Annotated in this window: 14 protein-coding genes; 8 read left to right on the forward strand and 6 right to left on the reverse strand. The window is 32.9% G+C overall.

The genetic code is table 11. The features are described 5' to 3' along the window. The first annotated feature begins 127 nt into the window (after positions 1 to 127). The 6 genes from ACOQOS_RS01265 to ACOQOS_RS01290 all read left to right on the forward strand — a co-directional run bounded on the left by ACOQOS_RS01265 (position 128) and on the right by ACOQOS_RS01290 (position 8833). Positions 128 to 3823: a fibronectin type III domain-containing protein gene (locus tag ACOQOS_RS01265; protein ID WP_420573142.1), complete on the forward strand. Its 3696-nt coding sequence runs from the start codon at positions 128 to 130 to the stop codon at positions 3821 to 3823. 74 nt (positions 3824 to 3897) lie between these two features. Next, positions 3898 to 4905, forward strand: coding sequence for a glycosyltransferase (locus ACOQOS_RS01270; protein ID WP_420573143.1), 1008 nt, complete (start codon positions 3898 to 3900; stop codon positions 4903 to 4905). Between the two features lie 2 nt (positions 4906 to 4907). After that, a complete protein-coding gene (locus tag ACOQOS_RS01275) occupies positions 4908 to 5870 on the forward strand; it encodes a CdaR family protein (protein WP_420573144.1) in 963 nt (320 codons plus the stop codon). After that, positions 5867 to 6460, forward strand: coding sequence for a dephospho-CoA kinase (gene coaE / locus ACOQOS_RS01280; protein WP_420573145.1), 594 nt, complete (start codon positions 5867 to 5869; stop codon positions 6458 to 6460). The genes ACOQOS_RS01275 and coaE overlap by 4 nt, the downstream gene beginning before the upstream one ends. Positions 6461 to 6532: 72 nt before the next feature. Continuing rightward, positions 6533 to 8113, forward strand: coding sequence for a sensor histidine kinase (locus ACOQOS_RS01285; RefSeq protein ID WP_420573146.1), 1581 nt, complete (start codon positions 6533 to 6535; stop codon positions 8111 to 8113). 6 nt (positions 8114 to 8119) lie between these two features. Further along, on the forward strand, positions 8120 to 8833 hold the full coding sequence (locus ACOQOS_RS01290; protein ID WP_420573147.1) for a response regulator transcription factor: 714 nt from the start codon (positions 8120 to 8122) through the stop codon (positions 8831 to 8833). 76 nt (positions 8834 to 8909) lie between these two features. Here ACOQOS_RS01290 and ACOQOS_RS01295 read toward each other — a convergent pair whose 3' ends face one another. After that, entirely contained in the window at positions 8910 to 9416 is a 507-nt protein-coding gene (locus ACOQOS_RS01295; protein WP_420573148.1) for a cupin domain-containing protein, read from the reverse strand. 148 nt (positions 9417 to 9564) lie between these two features. Beyond that, on the reverse strand, positions 9565 to 11994 hold the full coding sequence (locus ACOQOS_RS01300; RefSeq protein ID WP_420573149.1) for a TonB-dependent receptor domain-containing protein: 2430 nt from the start codon (positions 11992 to 11994) through the stop codon (positions 9565 to 9567). A 193-nt stretch (positions 11995 to 12187) separates the two neighbouring features. On the opposite strand from ACOQOS_RS01300, the gene ACOQOS_RS01305 reads away from it, so the two are divergent. Together ACOQOS_RS01305 and ACOQOS_RS01310 are read left to right on the forward strand one after the other, a co-directional pair. Further along, entirely contained in the window at positions 12188 to 13315 is a 1128-nt protein-coding gene (locus tag ACOQOS_RS01305; RefSeq protein ID WP_420573150.1) for a sensor histidine kinase, read from the forward strand. Beyond that, complete coding sequence (locus tag ACOQOS_RS01310) at positions 13312 to 14034, forward strand: LytR/AlgR family response regulator transcription factor (RefSeq protein ID WP_420573151.1); 723 nt, start codon at positions 13312 to 13314, stop codon at positions 14032 to 14034. The genes ACOQOS_RS01305 and ACOQOS_RS01310 overlap by 4 nt, the downstream gene beginning before the upstream one ends. 167 nt (positions 14035 to 14201) lie before the next feature. On the opposite strand, the gene miaA is transcribed toward ACOQOS_RS01310, so the two are convergent. From miaA to ACOQOS_RS01330, 4 genes are all read right to left on the reverse strand, one after another. Continuing rightward, positions 14202 to 15104 carry a tRNA (adenosine(37)-N6)-dimethylallyltransferase MiaA gene (gene miaA / locus ACOQOS_RS01315; RefSeq protein ID WP_420573152.1) on the reverse strand — a complete coding sequence of 301 codons (903 nt, stop codon included), beginning with the start codon at positions 15102 to 15104 and terminating at the stop codon, positions 14202 to 14204. Positions 15105 to 15115: 11 nt separating this feature from the next. Then, entirely contained in the window at positions 15116 to 15946 is an 831-nt protein-coding gene (locus tag ACOQOS_RS01320; protein WP_420573153.1) for an ion transporter, read from the reverse strand. 20 nt (positions 15947 to 15966) lie between these two features. Beyond that, a complete protein-coding gene (locus ACOQOS_RS01325) occupies positions 15967 to 17934 on the reverse strand; it encodes a DUF3857 domain-containing protein (protein ID WP_420573154.1) in 1968 nt (655 codons plus the stop codon). Between the two features lie 92 nt (positions 17935 to 18026). Next, positions 18027 to 19388 (reverse strand): exonuclease domain-containing protein, encoded by a 1362-nt coding sequence (locus ACOQOS_RS01330; protein ID WP_420573155.1) that lies wholly within the window; start codon positions 19386 to 19388, stop codon positions 18027 to 18029. Between the last annotated feature and the right edge of the window lie 20 nt (positions 19389 to 19408).

Below are 19408 nucleotides of genomic sequence, written 5' to 3' on the forward strand. Positions count from 1 at the left end.
CTGATTCTTTAGTTTTTGATTAAATTATTGATAAAAAAGCTGAATAACACAAGGTATCTTTATAAGGTAATCTTTAGTACAGAAATAATTCTTATATTTATCTAAATAACTAGCTAAAACTAAGCAAATGAAAAAAATTACTCTTAGAGTTTTGGTGATAATGCTTTTTGTATTTACCTATACTGGGTATGCGCAAACATTAAATCAAAACGCAATGTGGCCTAATACAAGTTGGTCACTTACAGGAACATATAATGCAGATCCTACTGCTTTAGAAGCAGATCCTACAGTTTCTCCAAATTTTGCCTTTGATGATGATGATGCAGGAAATGGAAGTGATGATGATATTGCTGCAGAATCACCAGTAATAGATTTAACAGCTGCACATTCAGCAGGAGAAACTTGGATTACGATTTCAGGAAACTTTGTTTACAACTATAACAATGATGATATTCTCCAATTTGAATATTGGGATGCAGATGCCAGTACCTGGAATATAATAGGAACTCCTATTAATGCTGATACAGCTGGAGCTCCAACAGATAACTTTTGTTCAGGAACTACAGAAACTTACACTACAGAAATTCTTAATATTGTTGGGTTTACGCCAACACAATTATCAGGTTTTCGTTATAGAATCTATTTTGATGATTTAGTTGGAGGTCCAGGTTTTGAGTGGGGATTTTGTTTTGACTCTCCAACAATTACCTCTGCAACACCTCCATCATGTCCTGATCCATCTACATTAACAGCATCTAATATCACTGATACAACAGCAGATTTAGGATGGTTAGAAAGTGGATCAGCAACTGCTTGGGATGTTGAAATAGTAACAACGGGAACTCCTGCAACAGGAACTGCAACAGCTACAGCTGTTCCAAACCCTTACACTGCAATGGGATTAACTGAAAATACTGAATATGATTACTATGTAAGAGCTAATTGTGCTGGAGATGGAACTTCTACATGGATTGGACCTTTTACATTTAGAACTGCTTGTGCGCCAATAGCAGCACCATATTCTGAAAATTTTGAGACATTTACTACTGGAGGAGCAGCATTTGTTTATGAAAACTGTTGGACAGGAACTGGCGGTAACTATTATTGGGAATCTGCACCAGGTACTGATGCTGGTTCTGGAGGAACAGGACCAGATCCTTCAATTACAACAGGAAATTATTTTTATACAGAAGCTTCCGCTGGAGCAAATGGAGACACAACAGATCTAATATCTCCATTAGTAGATTTGACAGCACTTACAGCACCTTCATTATCGTTTAATTACCATATGTTTGGAGGAGAAATAGGTACTTTAGATGTACTTGTGAATGGAACAACAAATGTTTGGTCTTTGTCAGGACAACAACAAACAAGTGCAACAGCTGCTTGGGAACTTGCTGTTGTGGATTTATCTGCATTTGCTGGTCAAACGATATCCGTTACACTTAGAGCGACTAGTGCAGGAACATTTGAAGGAGATATTTCTATAGATAACATAGCATTTGATGAATTGCCTTCATGTGCAGCGCCAAATGCATTAACAGCAACTAACATTGATGGATTTTCTGCCGAATTAGGATGGACAGAAACTGGAACAGCTACTTTATGGAATGTTGAAATTGTAGATATCACTGCAGGAGGAACAGCTACAGGAACAGCAACAGCTACAGGCGTTGCAAATCCATACAATGCTACAGGATTAACGCCTTCAAATGATTATGAATTTTATGTGCAAGCAGATTGTGGAATGGATGGAACTTCTGCATGGGTTGGACCATTTTCATTTAGTACAACCGTAGCATGCCCAGCACCATCAGTTTTAACTGCTGCAAACATCACAGAAACTACTGCTGACTTAGGATGGACAGCTGGTGGATCTGAAACACTTTGGGATGTTGAAATTGTAGATATTACAGCTGGCGGAACTGCTACTGGAACGCCAACAGCAACTGGAGTAGCGAACCCTTATAATGCTACAGGTCTTACAGATAGTAACGACTATGAATTTTATGTGCGAGCAGATTGTGTTGGAAATGGAACATCTGTTTGGTCAGGACCATTCGCTTTTACAACAGCATGTCCAGCATTTATGGCTCCATACACAGAAGATTTTGAAACATTTACTACAGGTGGAGCTGCTTTTGTCGGAGAAAATTGTTGGTCAGCAACTGGCGGAGCCTATTATTGGGAATCTGCACCAGGTACAGATGCAGGATCAGGAGGAACTGGACCAGATCCATCAATTACAACAGGAAATTATTTCTATACAGAAGCATCAGCCGGAGCACTTGGAGATATTACTAACTTAGTATCTCCGTTAGTAGACTTATCAGGACTTACAACACCAGCATTACTATTTAATTATCATATGTTTGGTGGGCAAATAGGGAAATTAGACGTATTAGTAAACGGAACTACAAGTGTGTTGACACTTAATGGACAGCAACAAACAAGTGCAACAACTCCTTGGGAATTAGCAGTGATAGATTTATCTGCTTTTGCAGGGCAAACAATTACAATTACATTTGTAGGAACAAGCGGAGGAACATTTGAAGGAGATATTTCAATAGATAATGTGTCATTTACAGAGTTACCAGCATGTCCAACACCAAATACTTTGACCGCTACAAATATTACTGATACAACTGCTGATCTAGGTTGGACAGAGAACGGAACTTCAACAGCTTGGGATATAGAAATTGTTGATATAACTGGAGGAGGAATGTTCACAGGGACACCGACTATTTCAGGTATTACAACAAACCCATACTCAGCGACTGGACTTACACAGAATAATGATTACTGTTTTTATGTAAGAGCTGATTGTGGTGCAGGCTCATTCTCAGCTTGGGCTGGACCATTCTGCTTTACAACTTTAGAAACATGCCCAGCGCCATCAGGTTTAACTGCTACAAATATCATGGAAACAACTGCTGACTTAGGTTGGACAGAAAATGGAGCAGCTGCTTCTTGGAATATCGAACTAGTTGATATCACAGCTGGAGGAACAGCTACCGGAACGCCAACAGCTTCAGGAGTAATGAATCCATATATGGCAACAGGATTAGTAGGAGATAATAACTATGAATTTTACGTACAAGCAGATTGTGGAATGGACGGAGTATCTGCTTGGGCAGGGCCATTTGCATTTGCAACACCATATGTAGCCATTCCACCAGATTGTACAAGTGCTACATTTTTAGATTCAGGAGGAATGTCAGGAGATTATTCTAGTGGAGAGGACATTACTTATACTATTTGTCCTGATAACGCTGGAGATGGAATAGAAGTAATGTTTACTTTATTTAGCACAGAGAATAATGGAGCAGCAGCTTGTTATGACGGATTAACAATTCATAATGGAGCTGATGCTATGGCAACTACAATTGATCCTCCAGGAGGTGGAACAATTTGGTGTTGGGATAGAGATGATATGCCAGAAGTCGGAACAGGAGACTTGCAAGGTATGACCATTGCATCTACAGATGCTTCAGGATGTTTAACATTTGTATTTACATCTGATGGATCTGTTACAAGAGAAGGATGGGAAGCATCAATTGCGTGTGTTCCACTATCAGTTGAATCTTTTGAATCAAGAGGTTTTGTACACTACGTAAATACTGTAAACAATAGTTTTGTAGTAAATGCACAAAGTAATGTGAGTTCTATAGAAGTATATAACTTAGTAGGTCAAATTATTACATCTGTAAAACCAAATGCCAATACAGGAGAAGCTTTCTTAGGTTCTGCTAAAAACGGTGTATATTTTGCAAGAGTAACATTAGATAACGGAAGAACTTCAGTAGTAAAATTCGTGAAGTAATTCTATAAAAATATATTTATCATTAAAAGCTGTTCTTCATTGAACAGCTTTTTTTGTTTCCCTATATTTGTCACATGCAAATAAAATTCTCAATTGTTGTTCCTGTATACAACAGACCAAATGAAGTAGAAGAACTCTTAGAAAGTATTTCTAAACAAACGTTTCAAGAAGATTTTGAAGTTGTTATTGTGGAAGATGGTTCTACGCTTTCTTCTGAGGATATTGTAAATGCATACAAAGATTCCCTAAATATTAGTTATTACTTTAAGCCAAATTCCGGACCAGGAGATTCTCGCAATTACGGAATGAAACGAGCTAAAGGAAATTACTATTTAATATTTGATTCAGATTGCATATTGCCACCACAATATTTAACAGAAGTTTCTAAGTCTTTAAAGGAGGAATATGTAGCTTGTTTTGGCGGACCAGATGCGGCACATGATTCTTTTACTACAATTCAAAAAGCAATTAGTTACGCTATGACAGCTTTTTTGACAACAGGAGGAATTAGAGGAGGAAAAAATGCAGTAAATAAATTTCAACCTAGAAGTTTTAATATGGGAATCTCTAAGGAAGCTTTCGAAAAAACACAAGGTTTTGGGCAAATTCATCCAGGAGAAGATCCAGATTTAACTATTCGCATTTGGAAAGAAGGTTATACAACACGCTTAATTCCAGAAGCATTTGTATATCATAAACGCAGAATTTCTTGGGAAAAATTTCATATTCAAGTGAATAAATTTGGAATGGTACGCCCAATTTTGAATGTATGGCATCCAGAAACAGCAAAACTTACCTATTGGTTTCCAACACTATTCTGTATTGGTCTAGTAACAGCAGCGTTTCTAAGTATATTTTTAAATTTTCATTGGTTTTTAACAGCATATGGTGTATATTTTATTGCCATCTTAGTTGATGCATTGCGAGTGACAAAAAGTATTACGATTGCATTTTTATCATTAATTGCAGTATGTATTCAATTTTATGGATATGGAATTGGTTTTTTAAAATCAACAATCGCATTAAAACTATTTAAACAAAAACCCGAACAGAGGTTTCCAAAATTATTCTTTAAAAAATAAACATGTTAAAAGGAATTCAAAGTCTATTTACGGCAACCATCAAAGGAAAAAAGATCAATGTGTTCCTTATTTTCTTTGTAATCTCGTTTGTAGTATGGACTTTGGTAAAACTATCTAATACATATACAGATACGATTAAAATGAAAGTCGTATACACGAATTTATCGAATGATAAAATATTATTAGGAAGCCAAGAAAATACAATTGAAGCACAAGTAAAAACAACTGGATTTCGAATGCTTCGCCAAAAAATATTCAAAAAAGAAATAGCAGTAGACTTAAAAAAGGCAACTAAAGTAAGTGCTGAAAATACATTTTATGTACTCTCTGATGACGCAATTAATAAGCATGTTTATCAAGATATTGAAATTTTAAAAGTGTCACCAGATACCTTATTTGTTACTTTAGGTAAAAACAAAACAAAAAAAGTTCCCGTAATTCATCAGATGGAATTAGTATTTGAAAAAGGGTATAATTTATATGATTCTTTACGAATTCAACCAAAAACAATTGAAATTTCTGGTCCAGAAGATGTTGTAGACAACATAAAAGTTGTGTATACGGAAATACGCAAATTAGAAGAGATAAATAAAGATATCGATCTAGAACTTCAAGTTTTAAAAAATGATTCTTTAAAACGACTTTCTTATGCGCAGTCAACTGTAAAAGCTGTTGCTAAAGTTGACAAATTCACAGAAGGAAAATTAAATATTCCGTTGCGAGTGCGAAATCTTCCACAAGGATATTCAATCAAACTTTTTCCAAAAGAAGTGGCTATTACTTACACTGCAAACGTATCAGATTTTAATACCATTACAGAAAATGACTTTGCTATTTATTGTGATTACAAAGACATAGAGAATACAGAAGCTTCTTTTTTTATACCTAAATTGGTTAAATTTCCAACAACGGTAAAAACACACCGAATCGAAAACAAAAAAATAAACTTTCTAATAAAAAGATGATTGTAGGACTTACAGGAGGAATAGGTAGCGGAAAAACGACTATCGCTAAAATGTTTCATAAATTAGGAGTATCTATCTATATTGCTGACATTGAGGCAAAAAAGTTAATGCATACATCTGTAGAAATCAAAGAAGAACTTATTGCAGCCTTTGGTGAAGAAACTTATATTGATGGAGAACTCAATAGAAGTTATTTGTCAAATATTGTTTTCAACAAGCCAGAAGAACTAAAAAAGATTAATGCTATTGTTCATCCAAGAGTTGGACGGCATTTTAAAGATTGGTATGCCGAGCGAAGTGAAGAAAAATATGTGATTAAAGAGGTAGCTATTCTTTTTGAAAACGATTCGTACAAACAATGTGATAAAATAATAACTGTTGTCGCTCCTATAGAAGAACGATTTCGTAGATTACTTCTTAGAGACAAAACAACCAAGCAAGCAATACAAAATAGAATGAATAATCAATGGAGTGATGAACGCAAAACAGAACTTTCTGATTATGTAATACAAAATGTTGATCTTACAAAAGCTCAAGAACAAGTCGCAAGAATACATCAAGAATTAATAGACTTATGCGATAAAATCTGACAAAATTAACATATTTGTTAAGGTTTGGTTAAAAAGTTATTATAACCGATATTATACGTTAATTTTGATCAAATGAGTAAACGATTATTTGTTGTTCTAGTCATTTTGATGAGTTTATCACTTGTCGGAATTATATTTGTTCAAGGATATTGGATCGCTTCTGCTGTGAAAGAAAAGCAAGAATCTTTTTCCCTTAATGCAAATCAAATTCTAACAAATGTCTCAGAAAGAGTTACCGATTCTGAAGATCGAAGATATTATTTGAAATTTCAAAAACTAATAGATAGTGTTGGTGACTTGAAAGATTCAGAAGTTGTAAATGTGTTTCAAATTACAAGTAGAGACGAAAAAAATAATGAAACAAGCATTTACACAAGAGGTATAATTGAAGAAGATTACAATATTTTTCCAACGTTCATTGACAATACTACTGAAGACGACAGTACTTCCATTAAAAACTTTAAGCGTATTGAAACGCGTGTTATTTACCGCGAAGATTTATTAGATGATGCCGATTTAAAATTATCGCCCGTGCAGAAGTTTAAAAAGGTGATTAATGTCTCTAAAGTAATGGGAGAGTATAAGGACATTATTAATGAATTAACCAGACAAGTACCAATTCATGAGCGCGTTTCTAATGATTTATTAGAATTTTTGTTACAAGCATATTTAGATGAACTCGATTTAGATTTAGATTTTGAATTTGGAGTATATGATGATGGCTTGGCAACCAAAATAAAATCTGATAAGTTTAAAATTGACAATGATGGAATTTATGACGTGCCACTTTTTGATGATGATGACCAAAAAAGTGGATATACATTATTTGTAAGTTTCCCTAAAAAGAACAAATATGTATTATCATCAATTATGGGAATGGCAATTATGTCCATAGTTTTTACGTTAATAATAATAATAGCATATTCAAGTGCCTTATACCAACTGATTAAACAAAAACAGATATCAGAAATAAAAACTGATTTTATCAATAACATGACGCATGAGTTTAAAACGCCAATTGCAACGATCAATTTAGCGTTAGACGCAGTGAGAAACCCAAAAGTTATTGATGATAAAGAAAAGGTAAAACGATATCTGCGAATGATTCGTGAAGAAAACAAACGAATGCATGCACAAGTAGAAAATGTATTGCAAATTTCTAAACTTGAAAAGAATCAGTTAGATATCAGTAAGGAAGAAGTAGACATTCACGACTTAATTGAAGATGCAATGTCGCATATAGAACTTATTGTTGAAGATAGAAAAGGCTATGTAAAAATGCATTTGGAAGCAAATGACACAATGGTAATGGCAAATGATACGCATTTTACCAATGTCTTAGTAAATGTATTAGACAATGCAATTAAGTACACAGAAGGTGAACCAAAGATTGACATTTACACTCAAGTAGTGAAAAATAATATACAGATAAAAATAAAAGACCAAGGACAAGGAATGTCCAAATCTGTACAAAAAAGAATATTTGAAAAATTTTATAGAGAACATACAGGTGACATACATAATGTAAAAGGACATGGACTTGGACTAGCTTATGTAAAACGGATTGTAGATGATCATGATGGTCAAATATCTGTTGAAAGTGAAAAAGGAAAAGGAAGTACATTCATTATTAAATTACCATTAATATCGTAGACTAACATGGAGATTCAAAACAAAAAAATTTTATTAGTAGAAGATGATCCGAATTTTGGAACTGTATTAAAAGACTATCTATCAATGAACGATTATGACGTTGTTCATGCAAAGAACGGAATGGAAGGATTTGAAAAATTCAAAAAAGACAATTACGACCTTTGCATCCTTGACGTAATGATGCCGTATAAAGATGGTTTTACACTTGCGAAAGAAATTCGTGAAAAAAATACAGAAGTTCCAATCATTTTCTTAACAGCCAAAGCATTAAAAGAAGATGTAATGAAAGGTTACAAAGTAGGTGCAGATGATTACCTAAACAAGCCTTTTGATTCGGAAGTATTATTGATGAAAATCAAAGCAATAATGCAACGTAAAACATCAGATTCTGTAGCAGATAGCAAACAATTTGAATTTGTTATTGGAAGATTTAGTTTAAATTCTAAGCTTCGTTTCTTAACATTCGATACTGAAGAACCAACTAAATTATCACCAAAAGAAAATGAGTTGCTTCGTTTGTTAGCATTGCATGAAAATGATTTAATGCCAAGAGAACTTGCATTAACAAAAATATGGAGGGATGATAACTACTTCACTTCAAGATCAATGGATGTATATATCGCAAAACTACGTAAGTATCTAAAAAGAGATGAAGATGTAGAGATTTTAAATATTCATGGTGAAGGATTTAGATTAGTTATCAAAAATAAAGCAGAGTAGTAGCAAACGATCTGCGTTTCCTCAACAAAAAACATTTGAAAAATATAGTCGACTTCCCGAATGTCGACTTTTTTAATTATTCTCTAGTAAGTCTATGGATAATACTCGAATGTAGAGGATATTCGCTTGTAAGTTCACTTCTATTCGCCAATTCGAAATCTTCAAAATCAAATCCTGGTGCAACTGTGCAGCCAACGAAAGCATACGAATTTTCTTCTGAAACACTTGATGCAAACCAACAACCTGCCGGAACCACCAATTGTGGCTGTTCTCCGTTATTAAAATTCATACCGACTTTGTGTTCAGTATAATTTCCTGCGGCATCAATTACATGAACGCTTAGTGAGCTTCCGCCGTAAAAATGCCAAATTTCATCTTGCTTGATTCTGTGAAAAGCAGAAAAATTCTCCGAAGTCAACAAAAAATAAATACTGGTACAATAACTTCGATCGCCCGAAAAATCATCTGGTAAAGCATTTTTAGCAATCATTTTTTCACTTCTATATACTTCTTTGTAAAATCCACCTTCAGGATGTGGTAAAAGTTGTAAACTGTCTACGAGTTTTTGTATTTCTTGACTCATTTTTCTTGGTATTAGATCTTGTATTAGTAGTTTATGATTCGTTTTTCTTAAACCATGTTTTCTACACATTCAAAGATATCTAATTCCTTAATTGCTTTGTCTACAATTTTTCAATTTTTATAATTAATAAAAAATAATATCAGTGTATTTATTGAATTCTAGAGTTTTCATCATCAGCTCCAGATCTAGTATTGCTATTTTTTACTTTAGAATTTCCAAACGTGTAGGAATAACTCAATCTAAATATGCGCGATCTTGTAGATTCTGGTTGATATGCTACACTAAAAATATTGTCATAAGCTTCTTGAGTAAAGCTACCAATAGTAGACCTAATATCTATAGATTCAAGTACATCTGTTACAGAAAATTGAATACTTGATCCATTTTTAAAAGTATGTCTCAATCCAGCATTTAAAGCTCCAAAACCATTTACATCAGAAGAACCATTGAAATGATCGGAAGTATACCAACCAGACAATTCTAAACTTGTATTTTCAGCAAGATTGAATGTTTGACTTCCATTAAAATTGTAATGAATATAATCATTTGTGACAGGAGCTGCAGCGTGAATGAGTTTGTACTCTCTATACCCAATAGTACCGTTCCAATTCAAGTTCCACCAATCAGTAATACGTAATGGGATATTCATTTGAAAATCCAAACTATTTTGATATTTCAGGTTTTGAGGAGAAATGATCGCCAAATCACTTCGTTCATCTTCTGTAACTTGATAATAAGAAATTGGTGAATCTTCCAGTGTTCCTATAATAGAAAAACTATAGGATTTGTAATTATAAGTAAAGTTTACCGTATTGGTTATTGCGGGTAATAATTGCGGATTTCCTGTAAACACAGAAGTAGGAGAGTTGTACGTTAAATACGAAGCCAAATCGGCATAATTTGGACGTGTAATACGTTTGGTATATGCCAAATTCCAACTAGTGGTATCAGATATTTTTTTGGTAAGAAAAATGGAAGGAAATAGTTTCCCAAATTTTCTATTTAGGTTTGCGTCATCAAAAAGTTGATTCCAATATTCATAACGTGCGCCAACTTGTAAAGAATATTTATCATTTATTGTATAATTGCTTTGTGCATACACAGCTGCTATTTGTTCTTCAGATTCTAAATCGTTTATAAAACGCTCATCACTAACAAATACACCATTTTGTTCTATTTCTATTTGTGCTTCATTAATTGTTTTTGATAAGGAGCCTTTCATACCAGTTTCAAAAGTTAGTTTGTCTGAAATAGTATTTTTATAATCAACTTTGATTACACCAACGTCAATATTTGTTTTATTAGTTCCTCTATTTCCAGTATTATAAATCTCTCCTTCGGGCTGATAAGATTGTCCATCTTCATCAAAATAATCACTATTCACAACATTTGGAGTTTTATTATTATAGTTGATATAATCTAATGTTGTTGTAAATGTGTTCCTATCGTTTGAAGTCTCAAAAAAAGAAGAAATATTCGTATTTCTCCAGCGTCCGTCAGCATTTAAGTGAATTTGTGCATCCAAATACGGATTTGACGCAAAATCATATAAGCCACGATTCTGAGTTGTAATATCTGGACTAGACATATTTGATAATACATTAACACCTAACATAGATTCTTTAGATAGTTGGTAATCTAATCCAATATTTATATTGTGACTTCGATTAATACGAGCGGTTTCACTTCTAAAATCGATAAAGGTAATTCCATTAAAAATAGGAATATTGGTACTTCCATTGCCTTGCCAACCGTCAGTAGTATCATCATACGAAAAAGAGTAGGAGCCAAAAGCGCTTAATTTCTCATTTCCATAATTTAATGATACACTCGTAGTTTGTTTTTCTCCAACACCATATCCAAATGAAACATTTATATTTCCTCTCATACCTAAACTTTCATTCTTAATCATCACAATATTTATAATACCACCATTACCATCGGCATCATATCTTGAGGATGGATTGGTTAACAGTTCTATTTTTTCAATATTATCTCCACTCATTCCACTCAACATGGTCATAATATCTGAAGTTGGCAAGCGCAATACTTTTCCATTAATCATAATAGTTGTTCCACTTTTTCCGTTCAATGAAAAGCTATTATTTCGTTGGTCTAAAATAACTCCTGGAGAACGTTCTAAAAGCTGCAAAGCATTGCTTCCTTGCGTCAAAATACTTTCTTGTACATTGATAATGTTTCCTTCTTTAGTATTCTTTATAAGTCTTTTCTTGGAAACTAATAATACTTCATCTAATTCGCTTTGAGATTCTTTTAGTACAATGTTAGCAAAAGTTTTTCCTTGACTTGAATTGTATATAAATAGCTCAGATTTCCAATCTTTATATCCAAGTAATTGGACTTTTAAAATATAACTTCCATTATTTGTGACATCTATAGAAAAATTGCCTTTATCATCTGTAATCGCTCCTTTCAAAAGATTATTTTCATCACTATCATACAACATTACATTTGCAAAAGGGATTGCCGCATTATGTACATCCTTAACCGTACCATTAATTTGTGTATATACAGTAAATGGAATCATTAGTAGTAAAAAGAAAGACAAGTTTTTCATATGTTGTGGTTTTGAAACAAATATGAAAGACTAAATAAAGAGATGAAAATCAGATTGATAAGTCACCAGTTTTTATTGATAACCTGCAATGAATAGTAGATGTATATGTTTTTATGTCATTTGTCAAGTTTATGCGACCACTTATCAAGTTCTAACCAAGTAAAACAATTTTAACGTAAATTAGAAGCTAATTATGACGCAACTAAAAAATATATATAAGCAAATAGCTCGTTATAAAGGGCATCATATCCTTTTTTGGACAGTGTATCATTTCTTTTGGTGGTTGGTATATTTTGGTGATATATTTGCCATTTTTGAAAAAATAACGGAACTGCACAACTTCATTAAGTTTTTAGGGTATGTACTGTATCAAGCATTTGCTGTTTACTTTTGTGTATATTATTTAATTCCCAAGTTCTTAGAAAAACGACGTTATATAGCTTTTTTCTCTAATCTTTTAGGTATTATTTTACTCACTACTTTTTTAATTACGTGTAATTACTTTTTTGCTGCTTATATAATTGATGCTTCTGTCTATGATTTGTTTAACTTATCGCCACGTTCACCAGTTACAATATTCAAATACAATGCACTTCCTTCAACAGTTGCTTCGTTGACGTTGGGAATGAGTATTAAATTGTCTAAGAATTGGTTAGCAGCGCAGAAGCGACAACAAGAACTAGAAAAAGAAAAATTAGAGACAGAACTTAAATTTTTACGGTCGCAGTTCAATCCACATTTTTTATTCAATACAATCAACTCCATTTTTGTATTGATCCATAAAAATACAGAGATGGCTTCTGAATCTTTGGTAAAGTTCTCCAATCTGTTACGTTATCAATTGTACGAATGTAATGCAGAGACAATTCCTTTAAAGAATGAATTGGAATATGTGAAAAGTTTTATTGAATTAGAAAGTTTGCGTCAAAATAATGACTTTCAACTTACAGAAACGTATCCAGAGACCACCAATGGATTGCTAATTGCACCATTTATATTGGTTCCTTTTGTTGAAAATGCTTTTAAACATGCATCTGAAGATGCTGAAAAGCATAAATGGATACATATAGAAACAAATATAGAGACAGGCATATTACAATTTACTATTTCAAATAGTATAGACAAATCAGTACAAAACACATTACTAAATGATACTATTTATAAAGGTTTGGGACTGAAAAATGTAAAAAGACGATTGGATTTGTTGTATCCAGATAAATATGAATTACAAATTTTAAAAGAAGAGAATTCATTTAAAGTACTACTAGAAATTGACTTAGCAGCACAAGTACATATAACAACAAATAAAGTTGCCATATGATTAAATGTATTGTCGTTGATGATGAACCACTAGCACGCGAATGTATAGAAAACTACATTCAGCAAATAGATTTTCTAACCTGTGTTGGAACATGCAAATCTGCATTAGAAATAAGTTCACTTTTACAAAAAACACAGGCAGATTTATTGTTTTTAGACATTCAAATGCCAGTTATGAACGGATTGGAATTTTTAAAAGTTATTGAAAATCCTCCAATGACAATAATCACTACGGCTTATTCTGACTATGCTATTGAAGGTTTTGAGCTTGATGTATTGGATTATTTATTAAAACCTATAGTATTTAATCGTTTTTTTGCAGCGGTTAACAAAGCGAAAAAGTCCTTTTATTTGCAAAAAGGTGTAGTTCCTATTTCATTACCAGAAGAAGAAGAGAATTTCTTTTTTATAAAATGTGATGGACGTTATGAGAAAATATTTTTAGATGCAATTTTGTTCATAGAAGCTATGCAAAACTATGTCATCATTCAAACAAAAGAAAAACGATATGTAACGTTGTTATTTTTAAAAAATGTGGCAGAAAAATTGAATACGGACGATTTTCTACGTGTTCACAAATCTTACATTGTAGCACGCTCAAAAATAGAAGCGGCTTCAACTACGGAAATTCAGATAGAAAACTTTCGAATACCTATAAGCAGAACGTATAAAAAAATAGTATTGCCAAAAATATTGGGAGATAAGCTTTGGGATAACTAAGATGTATCAATAGTAAGAAGTTTAGCGAGGTTATCAGTTAAAATTATTTGTGAAGAATAATTGATTCAACAGATTGCTACAAATCTCTATGAAATTTTCGCAATAACGTACCAGATTCAAATTGTAAGTTCGAGTGATTTTCGTTATAAAATTGTATCGAGAAAAATTTACATCACCTTTTCAATTTGTTCAATAATCGTTACAGGATCAGTTTCATAATCAAACCACAAAGTTGCTTCATCTTTTCGGAACCAAGTTCCTTGTCGTTTGGCAAAACGTCGCGTGTTCTTTTTGATCTCACTTATGGCGAAATCCAAAGTAAAATCTCCATCCATATAAGTAAAAAGTTCACGATAACCAACAGTTTGTAAGGCATTTAAGCTTTTGTGTGGATACAATGTTTTTGCTTCTTCTAGCAAACCTTCGTCCATCATAATATCTACACGACGATTGATGCGATCGTACATAATTGGTCTATCTGCTGTCAAGCCTACTTTAATAGTTTTAAAATTTCTATCAGCAGTCTTGTCTTTCAAAAAACTAGAATATGGTTGTCCGCTTCCAATACAAATTTCCAATGCGCGTATCAAACGATGCGGATTGTCTAAAGCTACTTTTTTATAATAGACAGGATCGAGTTCTTTCAATTTTTCTTGTAGTGCTGTTATGCCTTTTTCTTCTAATAGTTGATTTAAATCTTCTCTAATTTGCGGATCAACCTTTGGAAATTCATCTAAACCTTTTATCACGGCATCTACATACAAACCGCTTCCACCAACCATAACAACAACATCATACTTTTGAAATAGCTCGTTAAGTTTAGCTACTGCATCTTTTTCAAACTGTCCTACATTATAACTGTCAAAAATGCTTATATGTTGAATAAAATGATGTGTAGCAGCACTTAATTCTTCATTTGAAGGAACTGCAGTACCAATACGCATTTCTTTAAAAAATTGGCGTGAATCACAAGAAATAATTTCTGTCTTAAAATGATTAGCAAGTTTAATGCTCAAAGCAGTTTTTCCGATAGCGGTTGCACCAACAATAGAAATAAGGTATTTAGACATGAAAAAGTATATTATTCAGTTTCTTTTTGATGTAAACTTTCGCCACAAACAAAGCAAAATTCAGCATCGTCTCTGTGTCCTTCAGCAGAGCAATTTGGACAAGATTGTGTGTTTAAATGCACATCATCTTTATCCATTGTAGCTAATTCAGCAGTAACAATTCCAGTAGGAACTGCAATAATTCCATAACCCATAATCATAATAATAGAGGCTATAAATTGCCCTAAAGCTGTGTGTGGAGCAATATCTCCATAACCGACAGTTGTCAGTGTCACAATGGCCCAATAAATACTTCTAGGAATGCTAGTAAAACCACTGCCTTCTTCACTTTCAATTAAATACATTACGGAACCTAAAATGGTACACAAAATCAAAATAAACATAATAAATACGCCTATTTTAACTCTACTAGCTTTCAAAGCACGCATAATATTGTTTGATTCTCCAATAAAACGTGCAAGTTTTAAAATTCTGAAAACACGCATTAAACGCAACGCTCTGAGTGCTACTAACGATTGCGAACCAATAATAAACAAGGATAAGTATTTTGGAATGGTAGATAGAAAATCGATAATTCCGTAAAAACTAAAAATATACTGAGAAGGTTTTCGAATAGAAATGATTCTAGCAAAGTATTCAAGCGTAAATAAAATTGTAATTACCCATTCAGCAATATTCAAGAATTCTCCATGCGCAAGTGCAAATTCTTCAACACTTTCCAGCATCACCAAAACAATACTAGCCAAAATAAGCACTAACAAAACCACATCAAACAGTTTTCCTGCCGGGGTATCAGCTTCGTATATTACTTCATGAAGTTTAGATTTCCAATCTTTCGTCATGCTGCTAATTTACTATTAATTTAGGAATTTTTCTTTTTAATGGCTAATCGTGTATTTTTCTGAAGGATAGACAATTTACTGAAAAATGCTTTTAATTCTTGATATTCTTCTGGTTCAAAGTAGAAATTATTCAAAATTAATTTAAAAGACATGTTCAACTGTCCGTTTTGTTGCACTGTTTTTACAGCACAAATAGCTTTTTCGCCAGCAATAGAAAATTGTTGATTTTCTGGAACATTTGAAAATTCGTAGCCTGCAGGTAATGACATCAAAAAACGTGTAGTGTATACGCGTGGAAAAGCAAAATCTACAGGATATTGTCGCTCGTTTAGTTTAAAAGGATTTTTAGCAAAAACTTTCAAAAAAAACGGATCTAAGAATACTTCTGAACTAGAGAAATTATCTTCATCAAATTCTAAACTAAATTGTTCTTTTAAAGGCTTTGAAGGCTTGTTGCGATCTTCAATATTGTATTCATCTACTTCCAAAAATGTGAGACGTTCTTCAAAATCATTTAAATATTCTTCAGTACTTTTTGATGCTAATTGTTCTCGTTTTTGATATGCTAAATATCCAGTGTTTACCTGTGATAACTGTCCTTTGGCACTTCCGTCTTCAGAAACGGTAACTCGAACGGTTGTATTTTGACGGTTTTCTAAAAACGGATTTATGGTATACCAATAACTTGGATTTTTAAAATCCATTGCGCGTCCGTTGTAGTTTAGCGCACGAATTGGTAGCAACCCAAACGAAAGTAACTTTTCAGTAGCATCAAGCAAAAATACTTCATCTCCAATAGTTACTTTGGCGATCAAATAATTAAAATCAGACATCACCGGATGCAATTGCGTTGGCAAACCTTTAGCGCGTGTCGACAGCATCAAAGTTTCAGTTTTAATATCTGCGGCAAGCAAACTATTAATTAACGACAGATTGATTTCAGCTACATTTCCAGTTTTTTCCTGAAAAGCACGACGTACATTGGCATCGCCAAAAAGCCCATATTTTTCATTCCACGTATAATGATTTTGGATGAAAGTATAGATTTTTTGTGCTTTCTTATATTCCGAAGGTTCATTCAAAATATCTTCTGACAATTGATTTTTAAAGAACTTGTTTTTACGAACTTGCGCACCAATATCTTTATCTTTACGCATATCTTTATCAACAGCTTTCCACGTTTTGGTATACACATCTTTTCCGCCATTAAAACGCACAAATTCAGACAATTCGAAAGCAATTTTTGATAAATAATTATTTCTTGAAAGCATATAAGATTCTTCCTTAAAAGCAGGAATATCTTTCATGGCATATTTCAAGACTTCACAATCTGCTCTTCCTACCATTCCTGGAATTCTGAAACATCTTTTTGTAACAGAAGCTTCATTCACGTCTAACTTTTGAAAACCTTTCAAGGTTCTGTTATAACGATAGTTTGCAGGAATTTTGGCATTGAATTCACTATACACTTTTGGAATGTCTGATTGAAAATCCCAACCTTCAAAATTGTAAATAAACGGCGAAACCAGCGTATACTGATATTCCAAAACACTTCCTACTTTTACATTTGGAAATGTAAAGCGTTTTTCACTGTAAAAAGGTGTCACATCTATAGAAAATATTTGATCTTGTGTTAAGTGATCAATTTTATCAGAATTGTGTGTAATGGCTTTGACATCTTTAATCTGCTCAATAGATTTTTTATTTTTATAAACAGGAATTACAATATTAGCTTTATCAATTCCTTGTTTGTCTAAGATTTTAATTTTTACGTAGTAATGCTTTATTAGGTGAATTCTATCGTGAACAACTTCAAAATAATTTTCGCCATATTCTTCCAACACAACGGCGTGTGCAGTTGTATCTTTCGCATAAACGGTCATATTTAATTCATCTTGAGTGATTTTGTTAAACTTTTCACTCGTAGGACTTTGGCTGTAAGACCATAGGGTAAACAGCATGGTAACTAGCAGGTAAATCGGTTTCATCTATTGTTTTTATAAAAATTAATATGATTAGATGGAATGTTTGTATACTCTTTTTGGTAACTAATGATTAGTATAATATAATACGGATAATGTTACAATGTAATGATTTTGAATCTATTTTTTCGACGAAGAAAACTTTGAATAATGTGTTGTACATCTCTATTATTTTGCATTGGTGTAATGATCGTTTTTAGTACTTCTTTATTGGTGATTTGATAATTTAAACTATAAAAACCATATCCTTTGTATTCACCATTTTCTATTAAAATAGCACAACGTTCATCATGATGACGTCCACGATCAATAATTAGCATATTTTTGTTGGTATAACTATACTTGTCAATAGCTTTTTGAACACGTTCATTATATGTAGTAACATCTTCTTCTTTAATACAAGCTCCAGTACATTCTTTGATGGTATATTGAAAACAATGTGTTTTAGAACTGTACAATTCATTTACTTTTTGACACAATGAAAAATCTTCAGTAAGCTTAAACATTACATGTTTCGCTTGCGACATGTTGGTAAATGTCGTAATGCTTTTTTTGCGACCGTCAGCTTTTTCAATACGCAAACCTATATAGCCGTTTTCGTCTGTGTATGAATACAAGGCATACTGAAAAATAGTTTTTCGCTGCGCACGATTGTAAATTGGCTTTTTGAGTTTAATCTCTTGACTTTCTTTTAAAAGCGCGACCAATTCGCTTCCAGTTCGTTCAAAAGTTACTGCGGCAACTTGTTTCTGAATTTTTTTAGATTTATTGTTCGTGCCCGTAAAGTGTTGATTGACACGTTTTTTAATGTTTTTACTTTTTCCGATATAAATAATCTCGCCTTTAGCATTGTGCATATAATATACGCCAGTTGCTGAAGGTAAATTTTCAAGAATATCGAGTAAACGTGTAGCTACTTTTTTCTTGATTTCGGTTTTTACGGCTTGTTGAATGATAGTTTTTTCCGAATCTTTATCAAGCAATAGTTGAAAGAGTTTTACAGTAGCGAGTGCATCTCCTGAAGCTCTATGTCTGTCACTCATCGGAATTCCTAAAGCACGAACTAATTTTCCTAGTTTGTATGATTCCATTTCTGGAATTAGTTTTTGGGAAAGTTCAACAGTACACAAACTTTTACGTTTGTATTTAAAGCCTAATCGTTTAAATTCTAACTGTAAAATACGATAGTCAAAACTAGCATTATGCGCTACAATAATACAGCCTTCAGTAATTTCTACAATACGTTTGGCAACTTCGTAGAATTTTGGAGCATCACGAAGCATTTTTGAATTAATTCCCGTCAAGTTCACTACAAAAGGTTGAATTTCGCGTTCAGGATTTACCAAACTAATAAACTGGTCTACAATTTCGTGACCGTCAAATTTATAGATTGCAATTTCAGTAACACCTTCTTCATTATATTTTCCACCGGTGGTTTCTATGTCTACTATTGCGTACAAATGATATGCATTGTTTTAAG

Source organism: Kordia sp. (assembly GCF_965224175.1).
Classification (GTDB): domain Bacteria; phylum Bacteroidota; class Bacteroidia; order Flavobacteriales; family Flavobacteriaceae; genus Kordia.